This window comes from Streptomyces sp. NPDC045967, from assembly GCF_056430495.1.
Genome location: NZ_JBWKLE010000005.1, coordinates 45386 through 65796, shown reverse-complemented (window position 1 = coordinate 65796; position 20411 = coordinate 45386). Strand labels below are relative to the sequence as shown.

Genomic DNA, 20411 nt, shown 5'->3' with positions numbered 1-20411 from the left:
GCCCCGTCCCACCGCTCCGGCGGAGGGACGGGGCCCTCTCGCGTTCCCCGGGTGGTCCGGTTCCCGGGTGCGCGGGAAACGCGAGAGGGCCGCACCCCCGTCCGGGGTGCGGCCCTCTCGCGTACGGCGGAGCCGCCGTGGCGGCCGGTCAGCTCACGCGGAGCGACTCGGTGAACGCCTTGCAGGCGGCGTAGTCCGGCAGCAGGCCGGAGGCGACGGCCTCGGCCAGCGACGGGGCGGCCTCGTCCCGGGCGGACAGCTGCGGGACCTCGGCCGGCCACTCGATGCCGAGATCGGCGTCGAGCGGGTGGACCGAGTGCTCACCGGTCGGGTTGTACGTCTCCGAGCAGAGGTACGAGAGCGTCGCGTCGTCCGTCAGTGCGCAGAAGCCGTGGCCCAGGCCCTCGGGGATGTAGACCGCGCGGCGGTCCACGTCGTCGAGGCGGACGCCTTCCCAGCGGCCGAAGGTGGGCGAGCCCACCCGCAGGTCGACGATGACGTCGAGCACGGCGCCGCGCACGCAGGTCACGTACTTGGCCTGGCCGCGCGGCACGTCGGCGAAGTGGATGCCGCGGACCACGCCCGCGGAGGAGACCGAGAGGTTCGCCTGCGCCAGGTTCAGCGGGTGCCCGACGACCTCGGCGAGCCGGTCGAAGCGGTACCACTCGGTGAACAGGCCGCGGGGGTCGCCGTGCAGCTGGGGGCTGACCTCGAAGGCGCCCTCGATGGAGAGTTCGCGGAACTTCATCGCGCGGCCTCCTCGTCGAGCAGGGTCAGCAGGTAGGTGCCGTAACCGCTCTTGGTGAGGGGCTCGGCCAGCGCGCGCAGCTGCGCGGAGTCGATCAGGCCGGCCCGCCAGGCCGCCTCCTCGATGCAGCCGATCTTGAAGCCCTGGCGCTCCTCTATGACCCGCACGAACTCCGAGGCCTGGACCATCGAGACGAAGGTGCCGGTGTCCAGCCACGCGGTACCGCGGTCGAGGATGGTGACGTTCAGCTCACCGGCCTGGAGGTAGGCGTCGTTGACGGCTGTGATCTCCAGCTCGCCGCGGGCGCTGGGCTTCAGGCCGCGGGCTATCTCGACCACCCGGTTGTCGTAGAAGTACAGGCCCGGAACCGCGTAGCGGGACTTGGGCGCGGCCGGCTTCTCCTCGATGGAGATGGCCTGGCCCGTCTCGTCGAACTCCACGACGCCGTACGCCGTCGGGTCCGCCACGGGGTACGCGAACACCCGGCCGCCCTTGGCGTCGGTGTGCTGGGCCAGGCGCGTGCCGAGGCCGCTGCCGTGGAAGATGTTGTCGCCGAGGATGAGCGCGACGGACTCGTCACCGATGAAGTCGGCGCCGAGCACGAAGGCCTGGGCGATGCCCTCCGGACGCTCCTGGACGGCGTACTCCAGCCGCAGGCCGAACTGCGAGCCGTCGCCGAGCAGTCGCTCGAACTGGTCGCGGTCTTCCGGTGTGGTGATGATCAGGATCTCGTTGATCCCGGCCATCACCAGGGTGGAGAGGGGGTAGTAGATCATCGGCTTGTCGAAGACGGGCAGCAACTGCTTCGAGACTGCCCGGGTCAGCGGCCAGAGTCGGGATCCGGTACCACCGGCCAAGAGGATTCCACGCATGGGGAGAACCCTATGCGAGAGGCCGTGGGGGAGCCGAGCCCAGGGCATGTGACGTTCGGCGGGCGGCTAGACTCTTCGTATTATGCGCATCCTCGTGACCGGCGGCGCCGGCTTCATCGGTTCAGAATTCGTCCGCCAGCAGCTCGGCGCAGATGCCTCGGCCCGGATCACGGTCTTCGACAAGCTGACCTACTCCGGAGTCGAAGCGAACCTGGCGCCGGTCGCGGACCACCCCGGATACACCTTCGTCCGCGGTGACATCTGCGACGCGCAGGCCGTCGACGAGGTGATGGCCGGACACGACGTCGTGGTGCACTTCGCCGCCGAGTCCCACGTCGACCGCTCCATCGCGGGCGCGGGCCCCTTCGTGATGACCAACGTGGTGGGCACCCAGGTCCTGCTGGACGCCGCCCGCAAGCACGGCGTCGGCCGCTTCGTCCACATCTCCACCGACGAGGTCTACGGCTCGATCAGCGAGGGCTCCTGGACCGAGGAGTGGCCGCTGGTGCCGAACTCCCCCTACTCCGCCTCCAAGGCGTCCTCCGACCTGCTCGCGCTGGCCTACCACCGCACGCACGGGATGGACGTGGTGGTCACCCGCTGCTCCAACAACTACGGGCACTACCAGTTCCCGGAGAAGGTCATCCCGCTGTTCGTCTCCAACCTGATGGACGGCAAGAAGGTCCCGCTGTACGGCAACGGCGGCAACGTGCGCGACTGGCTGCACGTCTCCGACCACTGCCGCGGCATCGACCTGGCCATGCGCAAGGGCCGGGCCGGCGAGGTCTACAACATCGGCGGCGGCACCGAGCTCACCAACAAGGAGCTCACCGGCGTCCTGCTCGAGGCCGCGGGCCTCGGCTGGGAGATGGTCGAGCAGGTCGAGGACCGCAAGGGCCACGACCTGCGCTACTCCATCGACATCGGCAAGATCGGCGCCGAGCTGGGCTACGCCCCGCAGGTCACCTTCGAGGACGGCATCAAGGCCACCATCGAGTGGTACCGCGAGAACCGTGCCTGGTGGGAACCGCTCAAGGCGAAGGCGGCGCTGCAGAAGTGACCACCCGCCCCACGGCCGCCCGCTGGCTCGTCACCGGCGCCGCCGGGATGCTCGGACAGGACCTCCTGGCCGTCCTGAAGGACCACGGTACCGAGGCCGTCGGCCTGGGCCGGGCCGACCTCGACATCACCGACCCGGCAGCGGTCCGGGCCGCCGTCGAGGGCGTCGCCGTGGTCGTCAACTGCGCCGCCTGGACCGACGTCGACGGAGCGGAGACGGCCGAGGAGGCCGCGACCGCCGTCAACGGCACCGGCGTACGGGTCCTCGCCGCGGCCTGCGCCGAGGCCGGTGCCCGGCTGCTGCACGTCTCCACCGACTACGTGCTGCCCGGCGACGCCTCGCAGCCGTACCCCGAGGACGCCGAGACCGGCCCGGTCAACGCGTACGGCCGCACCAAGCTGGCGGGCGAGCGAGCCGTCGCCGAACTCCTGCCGCGGGACGGCTACATCGTGCGCACGGCCTGGCTGTACGGCGAGCACGGGCCGAACTTCGTCGCCACCATGCTGAAACTGGCCGCGCAGCGCGACACCCTGGACGTCGTCGACGACCAGCACGGCCAGCCCACCTGGTCCCACGCGCTCGCCCGGCGCCTGGTCGAGCTGGGAGAGGCCGCGCTGGAGGGACGCGCCCCCGGCGGGGTCTACCACGGCACCGCCAGTGGCCGCACGACCTGGTTCGGCCTGGCCCGCGAGGCCTACCGGCTCGGCGGGCTGGACCCGGAGCGGATCCGCCCGACCACCTCCGCCGCGTTCGTACGCCCCGCCGCGCGCCCGGCCTTCAGCGTGCTCGGGCACGACCGCTGGACCGAAGCGGGCCTGGCTCCCCTCGCCGACTGGCAAGAGCAGCTCGCCGAAGCGCTCGACACCCCGGCCTTCGCCGCACTGGCCACACACGCCCGGGACGGCCGCACGGGATGAGGGCCCTGCTGAACAAGCTGACCGCGGCGCTGCCGCCGGGCACCGTCGCGGTGGCCGGCGGCACCGTCGTGCTCGGCGCGGCCTCCTACGTCCACCTGGGCGTGGCCGGCCACAGCCTGTCCGAAGAGGCCATGGCGAACGTCTCGGTGCTGTGGACGATCGTGATGTCCGTCGGCATCGGCGTCTTCTTCCCCATCGAACAGGAACTCACCCGGATCGTCTCGGCCCGGGTCGTGCTGGGCCAGGGCACCACCCCGGTTCTGCGCCGGGCCGCTCTGCTGACCGCGGGGATGCTCGGCGCGACCCTGCTGGTCCTCGCCCTCGCCGCGGACGGCATCGCCGACCTGCTCTTCCAAGGCGACCGCTCCCTGGTGGCGGCGCTCGGCGGGGCCTTCGCGGGCATGGCCGTCTGCTACCTCACCCGCGGCGTCCTGGCCGGGCTCGGGCGCTTCGCCGCGTACGGCACGCAGCTCGCCGTCGACGGCGGCCTGCGGATCGTGCTCGCCTTCGGCTGCGCACTGCTCGGCCTGCACTCCGCGCTCGCCTTCAGTCTCGTCCTCGCCCTCGCGCCCGTCGTCGCGACGCTGGTCACCCTGCCGGCGCTGCTGCGCGCCGTCGGGCCCGGCGAGCCGATCGCCTGGCGCGAGCTGTGCAACGGCCTCGGCCTGCTCATCTGCGCGACCCTGCTGTCGCAGGCCGTCGTCAACGCGGCGGTCCTGAGCACCAAACTGCTGGCCCCGACCGACAGCGTGCTGATCGCGGCGCTGCTGAGCGCGCTGGTCCTGGCGCGGGTGCCGCTCTTCGTCTTCGGCTCGCTCCAGGCTTCGCTGCTCAGCGGCCTCACCGCGGCGTTCACGGCCGGGGACCGGGCCGCGTTCTGGGCGATGCTGCGCCGGATCGCGCTGGTCGTGGGCGGCCTCGGCCTGCTCGGCGGGGTGCCCGCCACCGCGCTCGGTCCGTGGCTGATCGAGGTGCTCTTCGGCGCCAAGCCGCGGCTGGGCTGCTTCGACTTCTTCCTGATGTCCGCGGGAACCGTGGCGTACATGTTCGCGATGGTCCTCGGCCAGGCGCTCATGGTATTCAAGCGGCACAACCTGCAACTGCTCTGCTGGGCCCTCGGAACCGCGGTCCTGGTGGGCATCACCCTGATCCCGGGGGACGTGGCCGTGCGCGTGATCGTTGCCTACGCCGTCGGTTCCCTCGCCACCGTGCTCGCTATGCTGGCAGCGCTGAGGCTGAGCTTCCCCGGAGCGGCTGCGGCAGCCACCGAAGGGCCCGGGCGGATGGCCGACACGGCCGGCCTGGGCGTGGGCGCGGTCGGCACATGACCATGCCCGCCCACGACCTCACACCGATCACCGAGCACTCGTTTGTGCCCCGTTCCGCTGGAGCTACCGTGTCCGATTACGACGATGTCTGGCTGGTCATACCGGCCTATAACGAGGGCCAGGTGATCGCCGACGTGGTCGAGGGGGCCCGCAAGACGTTCCCCAACATCGTCGTCGTCGACGACGGCAGCACGGACGACTCGGCCCGGCACATAGCCACCACGGGTGCGCACCTGGTGCGCCACCCGGTCAACCTCGGCCAGGGCGCGGCCCTCCAGACCGGCCTCACGTACGCGCTCGCCCAGCCCGGCGCCCGCTACTTCGCGACCTTTGACGCGGACGGTCAGCACCAGACCAAGGACGTCGAGACGATGGTCGCGGTGCTGCGCCGCGACGAGGCCGACGTCGTGCTCGGCTCCCGCTTCATCGAGCAGAACGGCCAAGTGCCGTGGATCAAGCAGGTGGTGCTGCGTACGGCCGCCGCGGTCAGCCCCACCGCCCGCAAGCTCAAGCTCACCGACGCCCACAACGGTCTGCGCGTGCTGAGCCGCAAGGCCGCCGAGCAGCTGAACATCACCATGAACGGCATGGCGCACGCCTCCGAGCTCGTCGGCTTCCTGGCCGGCTCCGACCTGCGGGTCACCGAGGTCCCGGTGGACATCCTCTACACCGACTACTCACGCGCCAAGGGTCAGTCCCTGATCAACGGCGTCAACATCCTTTTTGACATTTCGCTGCGGGAGCGTGGGCGTCGATGAAGTACTTCTGGATCCAGCTGCTGCTGATCGTCGGCTCGGTGTCCATGGCCCTGATGTTCATCCGGACCTGGGGCCAGGCCAAGAACCGCGCGTGGAAGCGCATAGCGTTCTCCGTGTTCGTGATCGTCAACGTCTACGCGGTGCTCCGCCCGACGGACGTCACCTGGCTCGCCCAGCAGCTCGGCGTCGGCCGGGGCACCGACCTGGTGCTCTACGTGATGGTGCTCGCGATGGGCTTCCTCACGCTCAACACCTTCCTGCGCTTCCGGTCGCTGGAGCAGAAGATCACGGACCTGGCGCGCACCGTGGCCATCAACGAGGGCGTACGGCACAACGACGAGCGCCTCGGCCAGGACCAGGCCGCGGGCTCCGGCGCCTCCGCCGGCCCGTCCGCGGTCGCCCGAGCCGATGCCGAAGCCGACGCCGCCGACTCCGACTCCGTGAAGGCCTGACGCTCCATGGTGACCTTCGACTTCATGCTCCCCTACTACGGGGACGTGCGGCTGATGCAGGACGCCGTGCGCAGCGTCCTGGCGCAGACCGACCGCGACTTCCGGCTCGTCGTCATCGACGACGGCAAGGAGCCGGACGTGCCCGGCTGGTTCGAGCAGCTCGGCGACGAGCGGGTCCGCTACACCCGCAACGAGCGGAACCTCGGCATCACCAAGAACTTCCAGAAGTGCGTGGAGCTCTCCGAGGCCGACCACGTAGTCATCATGGGCTGCGACGACATCCTGCACCCGCACTACCTGGAGACCGTCCGCGGGATCGTCGCCGCCCACCCGGGCGTCGGCATGGTCCAGCCCGGCGTCGAGGTCATCGACGGCTCGGGCCGGGTGGTGCAGGGCGGTCTGGCGGACAACACCAAGAAGCGGCTGTACGCACCGCAGGTGAAGGGCCGCCGTGTGATGGGCGGCGAGGAGCTGGCCGCCAGCGTGCTGCGCGGGAACTGGCTGTACTTCCCCTCCATCGCCTGGCGCGGCGAGGCGCTGCGCAAGGTGAACTTCCGCGACGACTACTCGGTGATCCAGGACCTGGCGCTCGTGGTCGACCTGCTGGAGGCCGGTGAGCAGATGGTGATCGACAACTCGACCACCGTTTTCCAGTACCGCCGCCACGCGGTCAGCGAGTCCTCGGTGCAGGCCTTCTCCGGCACCCGGTTCGCCGAGGCCGAGCGCTACTTCGCCGCGGTCGCCGCCCGCATGGACGCCCGAGGGTGGACCAGGGCCGCCCGAGCGGCGCGCTTCCACAGTGCTTCCCGCCTGCACGCGCTCACCATGCTCCCCGGCGCGCTGCGCCGCGGGCAGCGCGCCGGGGCCCGCACCCTGGCGAAGCACGCCTTCACCTCCGGCCAGAACTGAACCGGCAGCCGGCAGCCCACGGCCGACGGCAGACGGCCGGCACCGCACCGACGAAACGGACTGAGATGACACACCTGGCCCCCGAGGAGGTCGGTGAGGCCGGCGCTCCGGCGCCCCGCCCCGCCCCGACAGCGGAAGGCAAGGGCCGTCCGTCCGCCTCTCGGAGCCGGGAGTGGCTCGCGAAGCGGTGGGTGCTCCCGCTGGCCGAGGCCGTCGTCAGCCTGGTGGCCGCCCTCGGGTTCACCCTGCTGAGCACGCACATCAGCGTCAACCCGCTCATCCGGGTCGGTCAGGTCAGCGGTCTCGCCAAGCTCCAGCAGTACGTGGCCGTCCTCGCCCTGCCGCTGCTCGCGGTGCTGCTGTACACCGCCTACCGCGGCCACCTCCGCCGCCACCAGGTGGCCAAGCGGCTGGTGTGCGCGGCGCTGGCCGGACTCGCCACCGGCGTCCTGGCCGGCGGCGTGGTCGTCGCGCTGCGCGGTACGCCCTGGGGTCTCGGCGGCCAGGAGGGCGACCCGAGCGCCCTGATCGCCATGGCCAATTCGTTCCTGCACGGCGAGAGCATGTCGGGCATCTACCCGCCCCTGTTCCCCGGCCTGATGGCCGTCTGGGCGAAGATCCGCTACGACGTCCCCGGCGGCACCGGGTTCGCGCTCAAGGACTTCCAGATCTTCTTCACCGCGATCGCCGGCCCCATGACGTACCTGGCCTGGCGGCTGCTGCTGCGCCCGTTCTGGGCGCTGCTCATCGCGGTGCCCTCGGCCATCCTCTTCATGGACCCGATCCGCCCCTACAGCCACGGCAGCATGCTCGTCCTGCTGCCGCTGCTCGGCTACTGCCTGCGCGAGCTGCGCCGCTCCGCCGACCGTCCGCTGCGCCGGTCGCTGGTGCGCGGCGCGGTCCTCGGCCTCGTCTTCGGCGTGGTCTTCCTCTGGTACTCCGGCTGGTACGTCTGGGCCGCGCCGGGCGTGTTCGTGCTCACGCTGTTCCTCTTCCCCTGGCGCGCCGGGAAGACGGCGGTCAAGCGGGCCGGCGCGTTCATCGGCGTCACGCTGCTGACGGCGGGCGTCGTCGGCGCCCCGCTGCTGTACCAGATGGCCCGGCTCGGCTCCCAGACCCCGGACCGCTACGCCTTCCTGGCCGTGTACGCCGACCCGACCTACGTCCTGGGCTGGGTCTCCGACCGGTCCGGGAAGCTGGAGTACCAGACCTGGCCGGAGGCCGGCGAGATGGCCGGCCAGAGCGGCTTCGCCCTGCTGCTGCTGTTCGCCGTGGGGCTGGGCATCGGCCTGGCGCTGCGCAACATCATGGTCCTGACCGCCGCCGCCACGCTGGCCGGCGCCTGGCTGGCCCGCTTCTGGTTCGCCTCGCACATGGCGCACGACAAGGCCGTGCAGCTCTACCCGCGCACCACCTGGATCATCATGTACTGCCTGATGATCCTGGCCGTCCTCGGCATGATGGCCGTGGTCAACCGGGGCTCCGGCTGGGCCGAGCGGACGCTGCGGCCCGGCGGCGCCGACCCGGCCGCCCGCGTCGTCCCCCGGCGGGTGGTCGCCCAGCTCGCGGCCGGCATGGTGTGCGTGATCGCGCTGTTCGCCACGATGGGCGTGTCCTGGTCGGTCAACCGGTACATGCCGCAGTCCGACAACATGTCGATGGGCATCGACGCCTGGCGGGCCCACACCATCAAGAAGGCCGACGGCACCTGCCCGCGCTACGCGCCGAACAAGAAGAGCTGCGCGGACATCATCACCGCCGACTGGCGGCAGAACCGCGACGACGGCGAACTGTGGTGCGGCGGCATCGGACCGCTGAACTGGCAGTCCGTCTGCGGGCGCAAGGCGCCGGCCTCGGAGCTGAAGAAGGAAGAGCAGGAGCAGAAGGCGAAGCAGTAGCCTTCCGCCCCAACCCAGGGCCCCCGCACCGCGGTTCGTCGCGGACGGGGGCCCTCGCGCGTCCCCGGCCCCGGTTCCCCCACGTCCACCCCCCTGCCCGGACTGTCACTGACGGCCAGTAGCATCCGGCCGGTCGGACATGTGTTCTGGCGGAATCGCCACAGGGGTTGGGGACAACGTGAAACTAGGTCGTGTGCGCGGAACGGCTGTTGCCGCCGCGCTCGGTGTCGTCGCCGTCTTCGGCATACAGGGGGTCGCCAACGGCGTCGACGACACCGCGGTGTCGCCCTACAGCGCGGGCGCCCGTGAGAAGGGCCCGGTCGAGGGGGAGCTGCACAGGCTCGCACTGAAGCCCAAGGGCAGGGGCGAGGCCGTCCTCTCCCAGCAGGACACCGAGCCCTTCGGGATGCTGGGCGTCTCCTGGACCGACCCCGAGGCCGAGGTGAAGGGCAGGATCGAGGCCCGCACCCGGGACGCCGCCACCGGCAAGTGGTCGAAGTGGACGGTGCTGGAGCAGGCCGAGTCCGGACTCGACGGCAAGCGCCCGGGTCTGCGCGGCGCCACCGAGCCCGTCTGGGTCGGTCCGTCCGACGGTGCCGAGGTACGGATCGGCGGTGGCGGCGGCGACCTGCCGGCCGGCATGGAACTGAACCTGGTGGACCCGGGCGAGGGCGCCGCGCAGGGCAAGAAGAAGGGCGCCCTGAGCCTCGGGCCGGCGTCCCTGGCCCTCCCCGCCGTGGACCCCGCCCCGACGACGCCGGGACCGGAGTCGACGGCGCCGCGGCCGGACGTGGTCTCGCGCGTGCAGTGGGGCGCGGACGAGTCCCTGAACGACGAGGGCCCGATCTACCTCCCCGGGGCGAAGATCAAGGCGTTCTTCGTGCACCACACCGCGTCCGCCGCGCCGTACGAGTGCTCCGAGTCGGCGGCCATCGTGCGCGGTCTGCACGTCTACCACGTGCAGACCAGGGGCTGGCGGGACCTCGGCTACAACTTCCTCGTCGACAAGTGCGGCACCCTCTTCGAGGGCCGTCAGGGCGGTGTGGACCAGCCCGTCCTGGGCGCGCACACCTACGGGTGGAACCAGGAGTCGACGAGCGTCGCCGTCCTCGGTGACCACACGAACGCCGGAGCCTCGGCCGCCGCGCTCGAAGGCATCTCCAGGATCGCCGCGTACAAGCTGGGCCAGTACGACGGCGACATGAACGGCACCACGACGCTGACCGCCGGCGCCACCCAGACCAACTTCTTCGGCACCGGGTTCACCCAGGGCCAGCAGTACGCCTTCAAGACCCTCTCGGGCCACCGCGACGGCTTCAACACCGAGTGCCCCGGCAACCAGCTTTACCCGCAGCTGGACGCGCTGCGCAAGACGGGCCCCGCGGCCCAGCTGAAGATCGCCTCGGTCAACGGGGCGGCGGCCGCGCCGGGCGCCACCCTGCCCAGCGGCGCGGCCCTCACGGTCGACTGGACCACCAGCACGGCGAGCGGCCAACTCCGCACGTTCGAACTGCTCGTCGACGGCGAGACCGTCGCGACCACCGACGCGTCCGCCCGCAAGGCGACCGTCGTGGTGACCGACGGCCGCCACGAGGTCCGGGTCCGTTCCACCGCCGCCAACGGCAAGGTCTCCACGAGCCTCCCGGTCGTCGTCGAGGCGGACGTCAAGGGCGCGAAATTCGTGCCGCTGACGCCGAAGCGCCTGATGGACACCCGTACGGGCCTGGGAGTTCGGGCCGGCGCGGTCGGTTCGGGCGGTGTGGTGACCCTGCCGGTGACCGCCGCCACCGGCGGTACGCCCACCGCGGTCGTGCTGAACGTGACGGCGACCAACCCGACGCAGCCGAGCTTCGTGTCGGTGTACCCGGGCGGCACGAACCGCACCAGCGCCTCGAACCTGAACTTCACCCCGGGCCAGACGATCCCCAACCTGGTGGTCGTCCCGGTCGTCGACGGGACCGTGAGCTTCTACAACAACCAGGGCACCGTCGACCTGATCGCGGACATCACCGGCTACTTCACCTCGAACGGCGAGGGCGCCACGCAGACGAACTTCGGCCCGAAGCGCCTGATGGACACCCGTACGGGCACGGGCGTCCCGGCCGGCCCGGTCGGTTCGGGCGGCGTGGTGACCCTGCCGGTGGCGGGCGTCGACGGCATCCCGGCGACGGGCGTCAAGGCCGTGGTCCTGAACGTGACGGCCACCAACCCGACGCAGCCGAGCTTCGTGTCGGTGTTCCCGAGCGGCACGACCCGCTCCAGCGCCTCGAACCTGAACTTCACCCCGGGCCAGACGATCCCCAACCTGGTGGTCGTCCCGGTCGTCGACGGGAAGGTCAGCTTCTACAACAACCAGGGCACCGTCGACCTCCTCGCCGACATCACGGGCTACTTCTCGGACAGCGCCTCGGGCGCCCTGCAGTCGAGCTTCGGCCCCAAGCGCCTGATGGACACCCGCACGGGCCTCGGTGTGCGCCCGGGCCCGGTGGCCGGCGGCAGCGTCGTCACCCTGCCGGTGGCGGGCGTCGGCGGCATCCCGGCGGCGGGCGTCAAGGCCGTGGTCCTGAACGTGACGGCGACGAACCCGACCGAGTCCAGCTTCGTGTCGGTGTTCCCGAGCGGTACGACCCGCACGAGCGCCTCGAACCTGAACTTCACCGCCGGTCTGACGATCCCCAACCTGGTGGTCGTGCCGGTCGTGGACGGCAAGGTCAGCTTCTTCAACAACTCGGGGTCCGTGGACCTCATCGCGGACATCACCGGCTATTTCAGCTAGCGGCCTTGAGTCGGTCTCCGCGCAGGGGAGAGGCCCCGCACCCTCGGGTGCGGGGCCTCTCCCGCGCTTCGGGACCGGACCGGGCACGGGCACGTGGGGACAGGGGAACAGGAACATGGCAGCGAACGACAACGACGGACCGGGCGTCTCCGACGAGGAGTGGGCGCGGTTCATGGAGCGGGCCGCCGAGGGCCCGGCGGGCGCGCCGCGGGAGCCGTCCGCCCGGCAGCGGATGGTCACCGAGCGGCTGCGGAACGAGCCGGAGCCGCCCGGGTGGCGCACCGGGCCGGGCTCGCGGGAGAGGCAGGCCCGGGCCGGGCGCCGGCGGGGGCTGAAGGCGGCGCTCGCCGTCGCCGCCATCGCCGGGGCCGCGCTGGTCGCCGTATGGCCGGAGTTGCTGATCGACCGCGTCACGGGCGCTGCGGAGGGCCGCCGGGCTTCCGCCGCCACCACTCTTGCCCCGGAGACGACCGCCCCGACCGCCGCCCCGCCGTCGGTGGACCCCGACCTGCCGACCCCGCGCGAGCCCTTCCGCGGCTCGCCGGCCCTCCAGTGGGCGGACGGCGCGGCCGGCATCGAGCTCCCCGCGGCCGAGGCCGTCGGCGGGATGACGCAGGCGCAGGTCGCGGACGCGCTGGAGAAGACCAGGCGGTTCCTGATCGCGTCCAACCTCGACCCCGCCGTGCTGCGCGGGGAGCGGCCCGAGGCGGCGCTTGCCCTGCTGGATCCCAAGGACGAGCAGACGGCGGCCCGCCTGGACGCGTCGCTGGTGAAGCCGGGCAGGGAGCAGGACCCGCTGAACCTGTTCACCCGGTACGACCCGGCCCGGCTGGCCCTGGTGGGCGAGGTGGTCAAGGTCCGCGGCCGGATGTGGGTCGAGCCCGGCGGGCAGCCCGGCCAGGCCAGGATCCGCGCCGACTACACCTTCGTCTACCCGTTCGTGAAGGCCGCGCCCGGCGCGGACCAGGTGGAGCGGACCATCGTGCGCCGCGAGATCACCCTGTCGATCGCGGACCGGCGCACGTGGGAGTCCACTCCGGGCCGGCTGTGGCTGGAGACGTCCCGCGTCGACCTAGGCAACAGCGCGTGCGAGGTGTACGACGGCTACCTGCACCCGGCCTTCGACGGGGACCCGGTGGCCGGGGCGACGCCCTCCGGGACGCCCGAGGACCCCTACGACCGGAGCAAGGGCATCGACACGGCCGGCCAGGAGGGCTGCGGCAGCCTGACCAGGTCCTGACCGGGGGAGACGCCCCGCCCCGGAACAGGTGCGTCGGTTTGACGACGCAGGGTCGCGGGGTATTGTCTTCCGCCCGATTGGCCAGGTACGTGCCTCGTATGGCAGACTACTCAAGTTGCTCGGCTGAGTGCCGATGCTGCGCGCCTCCCGCCGGGAGGACCGGAAGCGAGTCCCACAGTACTCGTCGTCCTTAATCTGCCTTCCGGGGCAGCAATGGGGACGGACGTACGGGAATCTTCTGGGAAGTGTCAGCACGGCGCACACCAGGCGCTCGGTGGGTGTTTCTCCCCCGAACCGCGGTCACAGGGACCGCACCCCCTTGGACGAGGGAATTTCCGTATGGGAATTTTCTGTAGAGGGAGTGCGACACGCCCGACCGCGTGGGTCGGAGAGAAGCCGCAGGATCCGTCCCGCAGCCGACCGAGGGCCAGAGCGTTTCCACATAGAGACAGGACTACGGAGTAGCCATGGCGGGACAGAAGATCCGCATCCGGCTCAAGGCCTACGACCACGAGGTCATCGATTCCTCGGCGAAGAAGATCGTCGAGACGGTGACGCGCACTGGTGCGTCGGTCGCGGGCCCGGTGCCGCTGCCCACTGAGAAGAACGTGTACTGCGTCATCAAGTCGCCGCACAAGTACAAGGACTCGCGCGAGCACTTCGAGATGCGCACGCACAAGCGCCTGATCGACATCCTCGACCCGACGCCCAAGACCGTTGACTCCCTGATGCGACTCGACCTCCCGGCCGGTGTCGACATCGAGATCAAGCTCTAAGGGCCGGTGATCTGAGAGATGGCTAAGCAGATCAAGGGCATCCTGGGCGAGAAGCTCGGCATGACGCAGGTGTGGGACGAGAACAACCGTGTTGTTCCCGTCACCGTCGTCAAGGCCGGCCCGAACGTCGTCACCCAGGTTCGCACCAACGACATCGACGGCTACGAGTCGGTCCAGATCGCCTTCGGCGAGATCGACCCGCGCAAGGTGAACAAGCCCCTCAAGGGCCACTTCGCCAAGGCCGACGTCACCCCGCGCCGCCACCTGGTGGAGCTCCGCACCTCCGACGCCAGCGAGTACACGCTCGGCCAGGAGATCACTGCTGAGGTGTTCGAGTCCGGCGTCAAGGTCGACGTCACGGGCAAGAGCAAGGGCAAGGGCTTCGCCGGTGTCATGAAGCGGCACAACTTCCGGGGCCTCGGCGCCGGTCACGGTGTGCAGCGCAAGCACCGCTCCCCCGGTTCGATCGGTGGCTGCGCCACCCCTGGGCGTGTCTTCAAGGGCATGCGCATGGCCGGTCGCATGGGTAACGAGCGCGTCACCACCCAGAACCTGACCATCCACGCGGTTGACGCGGAGAAGGGTCTGCTGCTCATCAAGGGCGCGGTCCCCGGTCCGAACGGCGGCCTCGTCCTGGTCCGTACCGCGGCCAAGGGGGCTTGAGGTAATGAGCACCATTGACATCCTTTCGCCGGCAGGCGACAAGGCCGGTACCGTCGAGCTCCCCGCGGAGATCTTCGACGCGAAGACCAGCGTTCCGCTGATCCACCAGGTCGTTGTCGCCCAGCTGGCAGCTGCCCGTCAGGGCACGCACAAGACCAAGACCCGTGGCGAAGTCCGTGGTGGTGGCCGCAAGCCGTACCGCCAGAAGGGCACCGGCCGCGCCCGTCAGGGTTCGACCCGCGCTCCGCAGTTCGCAGGCGGTGGCGTCGTCCACGGCCCGCAGCCGCGTGACTACTCGCAGCGGACCCCGAAGAAGATGAAGGTCGCCGCCCTCCGCGGTGCCCTCTCGGACCGTGCGCGTCACTCCCGCATCCACGTCGTCACCGGCGTGGTCGAGGGTGCCGCCTCCACGAAGGCCGCCAAGACGCTGTTCGGCAAGATCTCGGAGCGCAAGAACCTGCTCCTGGTCGTCGAGCGTGCCGACGAGGCCGCGTGGCTGTCCGCCCGCAACCTGCCCCAGGTCCACATCCTGGAGCCGGGCCAGCTGAACACGTACGACGTGATCGTCTCTGACGACGTGGTCTTCACCCAGGCCGCGCTCGAGTCCTTCGTGTCTGGCCCCAAGGCCGACGAGACCGAAGGGAGCGACGCCTGATGTCTGAGGCGACCGTTACCAGCAAGACCTTCTCCGACCCGCGCGACCTGCTGATCAAGCCGGTCGTCTCGGAGAAGAGCTACGCGCTGCTGGACGAGAACAAGTACACGTTCATCGTCGCGCCCGGCGCCAACAAGACCCAGATCAAGCAGGCCGTCGAGGCGGTCTTCTCGGTCAAGGTCACCGGGGTCAACACGATCAACCGTCAGGGTAAGCGCAAGCGCACCAAGACCGGTTTCGGCAAGCGCGCCAACACCAAGCGCGCCATCGTGACCCTTGCCGAGGGCAACCGTATCGACATCTTCGGCGGCCAGGCCTCCTAACGGAGGTCTAGTCGTCCGGAATCGGACGAGGACTGAGAAATGGGTATCCGCAAGTACAAGCCGACGACCCCGGGCCGTCGTGGCTCCAGCGTCGCCGACTTTGTCGAGATCACGCGGTCCACGCCGGAGAAGTCGCTGGTCCGCCCCCTGCACAGCAAGGGCGGCCGTAACAACACCGGTCGTGTGACCGTTCGCCACCAGGGTGGTGGCCACAAGCGCGCCTACCGCGTGATCGACTTCCGTCGTCACGACAAGGACGGCGTGCCGGCCAAGGTCGCGCACATCGAGTACGACCCCAACCGCACCGCGCGCATCGCGCTGCTGCACTACGCCGACGGCGAGAAGCGCTACATCATCGCGCCGCGCGGTCTGCAGCAGGGTGACCGGATTGAGAACGGCCCGACGGCCGACATCAAGCCCGGCAACAACCTGGCGCTCCGCAACATCCCGGTCGGTACCACGATCCACGCGATCGAGCTCCGCCCCGGTGGCGGCGCCAAGTTCGCGCGTTCGGCCGGTGCCTCCGTGCAGCTGCTGGCGAAGGAGGGCGTCATGGCCCACCTCCGCATGCCGTCCGGTGAGATCCGTCTCGTCGACGCACGCTGCCGCGCCACGGTCGGCGAGGTCGGCAACGCCGAGCAGTCGAACATCAACTGGGGCAAGGCCGGCCGCATGCGCTGGAAGGGCGTTCGCCCGTCCGTCCGCGGTGTCGCGATGAACCCGGTTGACCACCCGCACGGTGGTGGTGAGGGCAAGACCAGTGGTGGTCGCCACCCGGTCTCCCCGTGGGGTCAGAAGGAGGGTCGTACTCGCTCGCCGAAGAAGGCTTCGAGCAAGTACATCGTCCGCCGCCGCAAGACGAACAAGAAGCGCTAGGAGCGGGTTTAGATGCCGCGCAGTCTCAAGAAGGGACCCTTCGTCGACGACCACCTCGTGAAGAAGGTGGACGCTCAGAACGAAGCTGGTACCAAGAACGTCATCAAGACCTGGTCCCGTCGCTCGATGATCATCCCGGCCATGCTGGGTCACACCATCGCGGTGCACAACGGCAAGACCCACGTCCCGGTGTTCGTCACCGAGTCGATGGTCGGCCACAAGCTCGGCGAGTTCTCGCCGACTCGCACCTTCCGCGGCCACGTCAAGGACGACCGGAAGTCGAAGCGCCGCTAACGCGGGGTGGTTACGACTATGACTTACACCGAAGGGACAAGCATGGAAGCCAGGGCCCAGGCGCGGTACATCCGCGTCACGCCCATGAAGGCCCGCCGCGTGGTGGACCTTATCCGTGGCATGGATGCCACGGAGGCTCAGGCGGTCCTGCGTTTCGCCCCGCAGGCCGCGAGCGTGCCCGTCGGCAAGGTGCTGGACAGCGCCATTGCCAACGCCGCACACAACTACAACCACCCGGACGCCTCCACGCTGGTCATCAGCGAGGCGTACGTGGACGAGGGCCCGACCCTGAAGCGGTTCCGTCCGCGTGCCCAGGGCCGTGCCTACCGGATCCGCAAGCGGACCAGCCACATCACCGTGGTCGTCAGCAGCAAGGAAGGTTCCCGGTAATGGGCCAGAAGGTAAACCCGCACGGGTTCCGGCTCGGCATCACCACCGACTTCAAGTCGCGTTGGTACGCCGACAAGCTGTACAAGGACTACGTCAAGGAAGACGTCGCCATCCGTCGGATGATGACGTCCGGCATGGAGCGCGCCGGCATCTCGAAGGTTGAGATCGAGCGCACCCGTGACCGCGTGCGTGTGGACATCCACACCGCTCGTCCGGGCATCGTCATCGGCCGCCGTGGCGCCGAGGCCGACCGCATCCGCGGGGACCTCGAGAAGCTCACGGGCAAGCAGGTCCAGCTGAACATCCTCGAGGTCAAGAACCCCGAGGTCGACGCTCAGCTGGTCGCCCAGGCCGTTGCCGAGCAGCTCTCCTCCCGCGTCTCCTTCCGTCGTGCCATGCGCAAGAGCATGCAGGGCACGATGAAGGCCGGCGCCAAGGGCATCAAGATCCAGTGCGGCGGCCGTCTCGGCGGCGCCGAGATGTCCCGCTCCGAGTTCTACCGCGAGGGTCGTGTGCCGCTGCACACGCTGCGCGCGAACGTGGACTACGGCTTCTTCGAGGCCAAGACCACCTTCGGCCGTATCGGTGTGAAGGTCTGGATCTACAAGGGCGACGTCAAGAACATCGCCGAGGTTCGCGCCGAGAACGCTGCGGCCCGTGCGGGTAACCGCCCGGCCCGTGGTGCCGGCGCTGGCGACCGTCCCGCCGGCCGTGGTGGCCGTGGTGGCGAGCGCGGCGGCCGTGGTGGCCGCAAGCCGCAGCAGGCTGCTGGTGCCGAGGCCCCCAAGGCCGACGCCCCCGCCGCCGCTCCGGCTGAGAGCACCGGAACGGAGGCCTGACCAACATGCTGATCCCTCGTAGGGTCAAGCACCGTAAGCAGCACCACCCGAAGCGCCGCGGTATGGCCAAGGGCGGTACTGAGGTCTCGTTCGGCGAGTACGGCATCCAGGCGCTCACCCCCGCCTACGTCACGAACCGCCAGATCGAGGCGGCTCGTATCGCGATGACCCGCCACATCAAGCGTGGCGGCAAGGTCTGGATCAACATCTACCCGGACCGTCCGCTCACGAAGAAGCCCGCCGAGACCCGCATGGGTTCCGGTAAGGGTTCTCCCGAGTGGTGGATCGCCAACGTGCACCCGGGTCGGGTCATGTTCGAGCTGTCCTACCCGAACGAGAAGATTGCTCGTGAGGCGCTCACCCGCGCTGCTCACAAGCTTCCGATGAAGTGCCGGATTGTTCGGCGCGAGGCAGGTGAGTCGTGATGGCGACGGGAACCAAGGCGTCCGAGCTGCGTGAGCTCGGCAACGAGGAGCTCGTTGGCAAGCTGCGCGAGGCCAAGGAGGAGCTGTTCAAGCTCCGCTTCCAGGCGGCCACGGGTCAGCTGGAGAACAACGGCCGGCTCAAGTCCGTCCGCAAGGACATCGCTCGCATCTACACCCTGATGCACGAGCGTGAGCTCGGTATCGAGACGGTGGAGAGCGCCTGATGAGCGAGAACAACGTGACCGAGAACAAGACCGAGCGCGGCTTCCGCAAGACCCGTGAGGGTCTGGTCGTCAGCGACAAGATGGACAAGACCGTCGTCGTCGCCGTCGAGGACCGCGTCAAGCACGCCCTGTACGGCAAGGTCATCCGCCGTACGAACAAGCTCAAGGCGCACGACGAGCAGAACGCTGCCGGCGTCGGCGACCGCGTCCTCATCATGGAGACGCGTCCGCTGTCGGCGAGCAAGCGCTGGCGCATCGTCGAGATCCTCGAGAAGGCCAAGTAACCCGTCCGGGGGGTTTCCCCCGGATTCGTTCCGCCAGGCTCGGTGGGGGCCGCCGCTCTTCGGAGTGTGAGGCCCCCGCCGGGAACCGGCAGACAAACAGGAGATAGACGTGATCCAGCAGGAGTCGCGACTGCGTGTCGCCGACAACACTGGTGCCAAGGAGATCCTTTGCATCCGTGTTCTCGGTGGCTCCGGTCGCCGCTACGCGGGCATCGGTGACGTCATCGTCGCCACCGTCAAGGACGCGATCCCCGGTGGCAACGTGAAGAAGGGTGACGTCGTCAAGGCGGTCATCGTTCGCACCGTCAAGGAGCGCCGCCGCCAGGACGGCTCGTACATCCGCTTCGACGAGAACGCCGCCGTCATTCTGAAGAACGACGGCGACCCTCGCGGCACCCGTATCTTCGGCCCCGTCGGCCGTGAGCTGCGCGAGAAGAAGTTCATGAAGATCATCTCGCTCGCGCCGGAGGTGCTGTAAGCATGAAGATCAAGAAGGGCGACCTGGTCCAGGTCATCACCGGTAAGGACAAGGGCAAGCAGGGCAAGGTCATCGTTGCCTTCCCCGCTGAGAACCGTGTCCTCGTCGAGGGTGTCAACCGGGTCAAGAAGCACACCAAGGCCGCGCAGAACCAGGCCGGTGGCATCGTCATCACCGAGGCCCCGGTCCACGTGAGCAACGTTCAGCTGGTTGTGGAGAAGGACGGCAAGAAGGTCGTCACCCGCGTCGGCTACCGCTTCGACGACGAGGGCAACAAGATCCGCGTTGCCAAGCGGACGGGTGAGGACATCTGATGGCTACCACTCCGCGTCTCAAGACGAAGTACCGCGAGGACATCGCGGGCAAGCTGCGTGAGGAGTTCTCCTACGAGAACGTCATGCAGATTCCCGGCCTCGTGAAGATCGTGGTCAACATGGGTGTGGGCGACGCCGCCCGCGACTCCAAGCTGATCGACGGCGCCATCCGCGACCTGACGACGATCACCGGTCAGAAGCCGGCCGTCACGAAGGCCCGCAAGTCCATCGCGCAGTTCAAGCTGCGCGAGGGTCAGCCGATCGGCTGCCACGTCACCCTCCGTGGTGACCGCATGTGGGAGTTCCTGGACCGTACGCTGTCGCTCGCGCTTCCGCGTATCCGTGACTTCCGTGGTCTGTCGCCGAAGCAGTTCGACGGCCGTGGCAACTACACCTTCGGTCTCACGGAGCAGGTCATGTTCCACGAGATCGACCAGGACAAGATCGACCGTACCCGGGGTATGGACATCACCGTGGTCACCACGGCGACCAACGACGACGAGGGCCGCGCGCTCCTTCGTCACCTCGGCTTCCCCTTCAAGGAGGCGTAAGCGAGATGGCGAAGAAGGCTCTCATCGCGAAGGCTGCCCGCAAGCCCAAGTTCGGTGTACGTGCGTACACCCGCTGCCAGCGCTGCGGTCGCCCCCACTCCGTGTACCGCAAGTTCGGCCTGTGCCGCGTGTGCCTTCGTGAGATGGCTCACCGTGGCGAGCTGCCGGGCGTGACCAAGAGCTCCTGGTAATCCTCCCGCCCTTTGGGTGTTGAGGTTTTCCAGACGCTCTCGGTAAGCATCAGGTCGGCGGACCGCCCTGCCCGCATGCCGTAGGCTTGTGGGGTTGGGCGTCCGCCGCCCTATCGACTTACTACGCCGTAGGTCCCCGCACCGCACCCGTCCCGCCACTGAGTGGGGAG

The 20411-nt window shown here is 69.5% G+C and carries 26 protein-coding genes; 24 read left to right on the top strand and 2 right to left on the bottom strand.

The window, feature by feature from the left end:
- Positions 1-148 precede the first annotated feature (148 nt).
- Positions 149-748: a dTDP-4-dehydrorhamnose 3,5-epimerase gene (gene rfbC / locus AC07FY_RS13125; RefSeq protein ID WP_479004709.1), complete on the bottom strand. Its 600-nt coding sequence runs from the start codon at positions 746-748 to the stop codon at positions 149-151.
- Positions 745-1620, bottom strand: coding sequence for a glucose-1-phosphate thymidylyltransferase RfbA (gene rfbA, locus AC07FY_RS13120; protein WP_479004706.1), 876 nt, complete (start codon positions 1618-1620; stop codon positions 745-747). The genes rfbC and rfbA overlap by 4 nt, the downstream gene beginning before the upstream one ends.
- Before the next feature lie 82 nt (positions 1621-1702).
- On the opposite strand from rfbA, the gene rfbB reads away from it, so the two are divergent.
- The 24 genes from rfbB (at position 1703) to AC07FY_RS13000 (ending at position 20241) form a co-directional block, all read left to right on the top strand.
- Positions 1703-2680, top strand: a complete 978-nt coding sequence (gene rfbB / locus AC07FY_RS13115) for a dTDP-glucose 4,6-dehydratase (RefSeq protein WP_479004703.1) — start codon at positions 1703-1705, stop codon at positions 2678-2680.
- A 47-nt stretch (positions 2681-2727) separates the two neighbouring features.
- Positions 2728-3597 (top strand): dTDP-4-dehydrorhamnose reductase, encoded by an 870-nt coding sequence (gene rfbD / locus AC07FY_RS13110; RefSeq protein ID WP_479005459.1) that lies wholly within the window; start codon positions 2728-2730, stop codon positions 3595-3597.
- On the top strand, positions 3594-4925 hold the full coding sequence (locus AC07FY_RS13105) for a polysaccharide biosynthesis protein (protein ID WP_479004700.1): 1332 nt from the start codon (positions 3594-3596) through the stop codon (positions 4923-4925). Before rfbD ends, AC07FY_RS13105 begins: the two co-directional genes overlap by 4 nt.
- 68 nt (positions 4926-4993) lie before the next feature.
- Positions 4994-5683 (top strand): glycosyltransferase family 2 protein, encoded by a 690-nt coding sequence (locus tag AC07FY_RS13100; protein WP_479004697.1) that lies wholly within the window; start codon positions 4994-4996, stop codon positions 5681-5683.
- The gene (locus AC07FY_RS13095) at positions 5680-6135 is read left to right on the top strand and encodes a DUF2304 family protein (protein ID WP_479004694.1); all 456 of its coding nucleotides are present in this window, start codon (positions 5680-5682) and stop codon (positions 6133-6135) included. Before AC07FY_RS13100 ends, AC07FY_RS13095 begins: the two co-directional genes overlap by 4 nt.
- A 6-nt stretch (positions 6136-6141) precedes the next feature.
- Complete coding sequence (locus AC07FY_RS13090; RefSeq protein WP_479004692.1) at positions 6142-7044, top strand: glycosyltransferase family 2 protein; 903 nt, start codon at positions 6142-6144, stop codon at positions 7042-7044.
- A 65-nt stretch (positions 7045-7109) separates the two neighbouring features.
- Positions 7110-8942, top strand: coding sequence for a hypothetical protein (locus AC07FY_RS13085; RefSeq protein WP_479004689.1), 1833 nt, complete (start codon positions 7110-7112; stop codon positions 8940-8942).
- A gap of 193 nt (positions 8943-9135) precedes the next feature.
- A complete protein-coding gene (locus tag AC07FY_RS13080; RefSeq protein WP_479004687.1) occupies positions 9136-11718 on the top strand; it encodes an N-acetylmuramoyl-L-alanine amidase in 2583 nt (860 codons plus the stop codon).
- Between the two features lie 115 nt (positions 11719-11833).
- Positions 11834-12958, top strand: coding sequence for a hypothetical protein (locus AC07FY_RS13075; RefSeq protein WP_479004684.1), 1125 nt, complete (start codon positions 11834-11836; stop codon positions 12956-12958).
- A 467-nt stretch (positions 12959-13425) separates the two neighbouring features.
- Positions 13426-13734 (top strand): 30S ribosomal protein S10, encoded by a 309-nt coding sequence (rpsJ, locus tag AC07FY_RS13070; RefSeq protein WP_003948644.1) that lies wholly within the window; start codon positions 13426-13428, stop codon positions 13732-13734.
- Positions 13735-13752: 18 nt separating this feature from the next.
- Entirely contained in the window at positions 13753-14397 is a 645-nt protein-coding gene (gene rplC / locus AC07FY_RS13065) for a 50S ribosomal protein L3 (RefSeq protein ID WP_479004681.1), read from the top strand.
- 4 nt (positions 14398-14401) lie between these two features.
- Positions 14402-15052, top strand: a complete 651-nt coding sequence (gene rplD, locus AC07FY_RS13060; RefSeq protein ID WP_031152736.1) for a 50S ribosomal protein L4 — start codon at positions 14402-14404, stop codon at positions 15050-15052.
- Positions 15052-15375 carry a 50S ribosomal protein L23 gene (gene rplW, locus AC07FY_RS13055; protein WP_045945286.1) on the top strand — a complete coding sequence of 108 codons (324 nt, stop codon included), beginning with the start codon at positions 15052-15054 and terminating at the stop codon, positions 15373-15375. The genes rplD and rplW overlap by 1 nt, the downstream gene beginning before the upstream one ends.
- Positions 15376-15414: 39 nt before the next feature.
- A complete protein-coding gene (gene rplB / locus AC07FY_RS13050; protein ID WP_362583027.1) occupies positions 15415-16251 on the top strand; it encodes a 50S ribosomal protein L2 in 837 nt (278 codons plus the stop codon).
- 12 nt (positions 16252-16263) lie between these two features.
- Entirely contained in the window at positions 16264-16545 is a 282-nt protein-coding gene (rpsS, locus tag AC07FY_RS13045) for a 30S ribosomal protein S19 (RefSeq protein ID WP_249767356.1), read from the top strand.
- A gap of 42 nt (positions 16546-16587) precedes the next feature.
- A complete protein-coding gene (gene rplV / locus AC07FY_RS13040; protein ID WP_007265904.1) occupies positions 16588-16935 on the top strand; it encodes a 50S ribosomal protein L22 in 348 nt (115 codons plus the stop codon).
- Positions 16935-17774 (top strand): 30S ribosomal protein S3, encoded by an 840-nt coding sequence (rpsC, locus tag AC07FY_RS13035; protein ID WP_479004678.1) that lies wholly within the window; start codon positions 16935-16937, stop codon positions 17772-17774. The genes rplV and rpsC overlap by 1 nt, the downstream gene beginning before the upstream one ends.
- A gap of 5 nt (positions 17775-17779) precedes the next feature.
- Positions 17780-18199, top strand: coding sequence for a 50S ribosomal protein L16 (rplP, locus tag AC07FY_RS13030; RefSeq protein WP_030026326.1), 420 nt, complete (start codon positions 17780-17782; stop codon positions 18197-18199).
- Positions 18199-18423 (top strand): 50S ribosomal protein L29, encoded by a 225-nt coding sequence (gene rpmC, locus AC07FY_RS13025; protein WP_008739703.1) that lies wholly within the window; start codon positions 18199-18201, stop codon positions 18421-18423. Before rplP ends, rpmC begins: the two co-directional genes overlap by 1 nt.
- The gene (gene rpsQ / locus AC07FY_RS13020) at positions 18423-18707 is read left to right on the top strand and encodes a 30S ribosomal protein S17 (protein ID WP_030773830.1); all 285 of its coding nucleotides are present in this window, start codon (positions 18423-18425) and stop codon (positions 18705-18707) included. Before rpmC ends, rpsQ begins: the two co-directional genes overlap by 1 nt.
- Before the next feature lie 109 nt (positions 18708-18816).
- Entirely contained in the window at positions 18817-19185 is a 369-nt protein-coding gene (gene rplN / locus AC07FY_RS13015; RefSeq protein ID WP_003956455.1) for a 50S ribosomal protein L14, read from the top strand.
- Positions 19186-19187: 2 nt separating this feature from the next.
- On the top strand, positions 19188-19499 hold the full coding sequence (gene rplX / locus AC07FY_RS13010; protein ID WP_150258782.1) for a 50S ribosomal protein L24: 312 nt from the start codon (positions 19188-19190) through the stop codon (positions 19497-19499).
- The gene (gene rplE / locus AC07FY_RS13005; RefSeq protein ID WP_030298216.1) at positions 19499-20050 is read left to right on the top strand and encodes a 50S ribosomal protein L5; all 552 of its coding nucleotides are present in this window, start codon (positions 19499-19501) and stop codon (positions 20048-20050) included. The genes rplX and rplE overlap by 1 nt, the downstream gene beginning before the upstream one ends.
- Before the next feature lie 5 nt (positions 20051-20055).
- Positions 20056-20241 (top strand): type Z 30S ribosomal protein S14, encoded by a 186-nt coding sequence (locus tag AC07FY_RS13000; protein WP_003956452.1) that lies wholly within the window; start codon positions 20056-20058, stop codon positions 20239-20241.
- Positions 20242-20411: the final 170 nt, after the last annotated feature.

What these genes read in the sequence shown, in the direction of transcription:
- AC07FY_RS13000 (WP_003956452.1), top strand. Translation starts at nt 20,056, where the DNA reads ATGGCGAAGAAGGCTCTCATCGCGAAGGCTGCCCGCAAGCCCAAGTTC.
- rfbD (WP_479005459.1), top strand. Translation starts at nt 2,728, where the DNA reads ATGCTCGGACAGGACCTCCTGGCCGTCCTGAAGGACCACGGTACCGAG.
- rfbA (WP_479004706.1), bottom strand. Translation starts at nt 1,620, where the DNA reads ATGCGTGGAATCCTCTTGGCCGGTGGTACCGGATCCCGACTCTGGCCG.
- rplV (WP_007265904.1), top strand. Translation starts at nt 16,588, where the DNA reads ATGGAAGCCAGGGCCCAGGCGCGGTACATCCGCGTCACGCCCATGAAG.
- AC07FY_RS13085 (WP_479004689.1), top strand. Translation starts at nt 7,110, where the DNA reads ATGACACACCTGGCCCCCGAGGAGGTCGGTGAGGCCGGCGCTCCGGCG.
- rplW (WP_045945286.1), top strand. Translation starts at nt 15,052, where the DNA reads ATGTCTGAGGCGACCGTTACCAGCAAGACCTTCTCCGACCCGCGCGAC.
- AC07FY_RS13090 (WP_479004692.1), top strand. Translation starts at nt 6,142, where the DNA reads ATGGTGACCTTCGACTTCATGCTCCCCTACTACGGGGACGTGCGGCTG.
- rpmC (WP_008739703.1), top strand. Translation starts at nt 18,199, where the DNA reads ATGGCGACGGGAACCAAGGCGTCCGAGCTGCGTGAGCTCGGCAACGAG.
- AC07FY_RS13105 (WP_479004700.1), top strand. Translation starts at nt 3,594, where the DNA reads ATGAGGGCCCTGCTGAACAAGCTGACCGCGGCGCTGCCGCCGGGCACC.
- rpsQ (WP_030773830.1), top strand. Translation starts at nt 18,423, where the DNA reads ATGAGCGAGAACAACGTGACCGAGAACAAGACCGAGCGCGGCTTCCGC.
- rpsC (WP_479004678.1), top strand. Translation starts at nt 16,935, where the DNA reads ATGGGCCAGAAGGTAAACCCGCACGGGTTCCGGCTCGGCATCACCACC.
- rfbC (WP_479004709.1), bottom strand. Translation starts at nt 748, where the DNA reads ATGAAGTTCCGCGAACTCTCCATCGAGGGCGCCTTCGAGGTCAGCCCC.
- rplP (WP_030026326.1), top strand. Translation starts at nt 17,780, where the DNA reads ATGCTGATCCCTCGTAGGGTCAAGCACCGTAAGCAGCACCACCCGAAG.
- rfbB (WP_479004703.1), top strand. Translation starts at nt 1,703, where the DNA reads ATGCGCATCCTCGTGACCGGCGGCGCCGGCTTCATCGGTTCAGAATTC.
- rpsJ (WP_003948644.1), top strand. Translation starts at nt 13,426, where the DNA reads ATGGCGGGACAGAAGATCCGCATCCGGCTCAAGGCCTACGACCACGAG.
- rplD (WP_031152736.1), top strand. Translation starts at nt 14,402, where the DNA reads ATGAGCACCATTGACATCCTTTCGCCGGCAGGCGACAAGGCCGGTACC.
- rpsS (WP_249767356.1), top strand. Translation starts at nt 16,264, where the DNA reads ATGCCGCGCAGTCTCAAGAAGGGACCCTTCGTCGACGACCACCTCGTG.
- AC07FY_RS13075 (WP_479004684.1), top strand. Translation starts at nt 11,834, where the DNA reads ATGGCAGCGAACGACAACGACGGACCGGGCGTCTCCGACGAGGAGTGG.
- rplC (WP_479004681.1), top strand. Translation starts at nt 13,753, where the DNA reads ATGGCTAAGCAGATCAAGGGCATCCTGGGCGAGAAGCTCGGCATGACG.
- rplB (WP_362583027.1), top strand. Translation starts at nt 15,415, where the DNA reads ATGGGTATCCGCAAGTACAAGCCGACGACCCCGGGCCGTCGTGGCTCC.
- AC07FY_RS13095 (WP_479004694.1), top strand. Translation starts at nt 5,680, where the DNA reads ATGAAGTACTTCTGGATCCAGCTGCTGCTGATCGTCGGCTCGGTGTCC.
- rplE (WP_030298216.1), top strand. Translation starts at nt 19,499, where the DNA reads ATGGCTACCACTCCGCGTCTCAAGACGAAGTACCGCGAGGACATCGCG.
- rplX (WP_150258782.1), top strand. Translation starts at nt 19,188, where the DNA reads ATGAAGATCAAGAAGGGCGACCTGGTCCAGGTCATCACCGGTAAGGAC.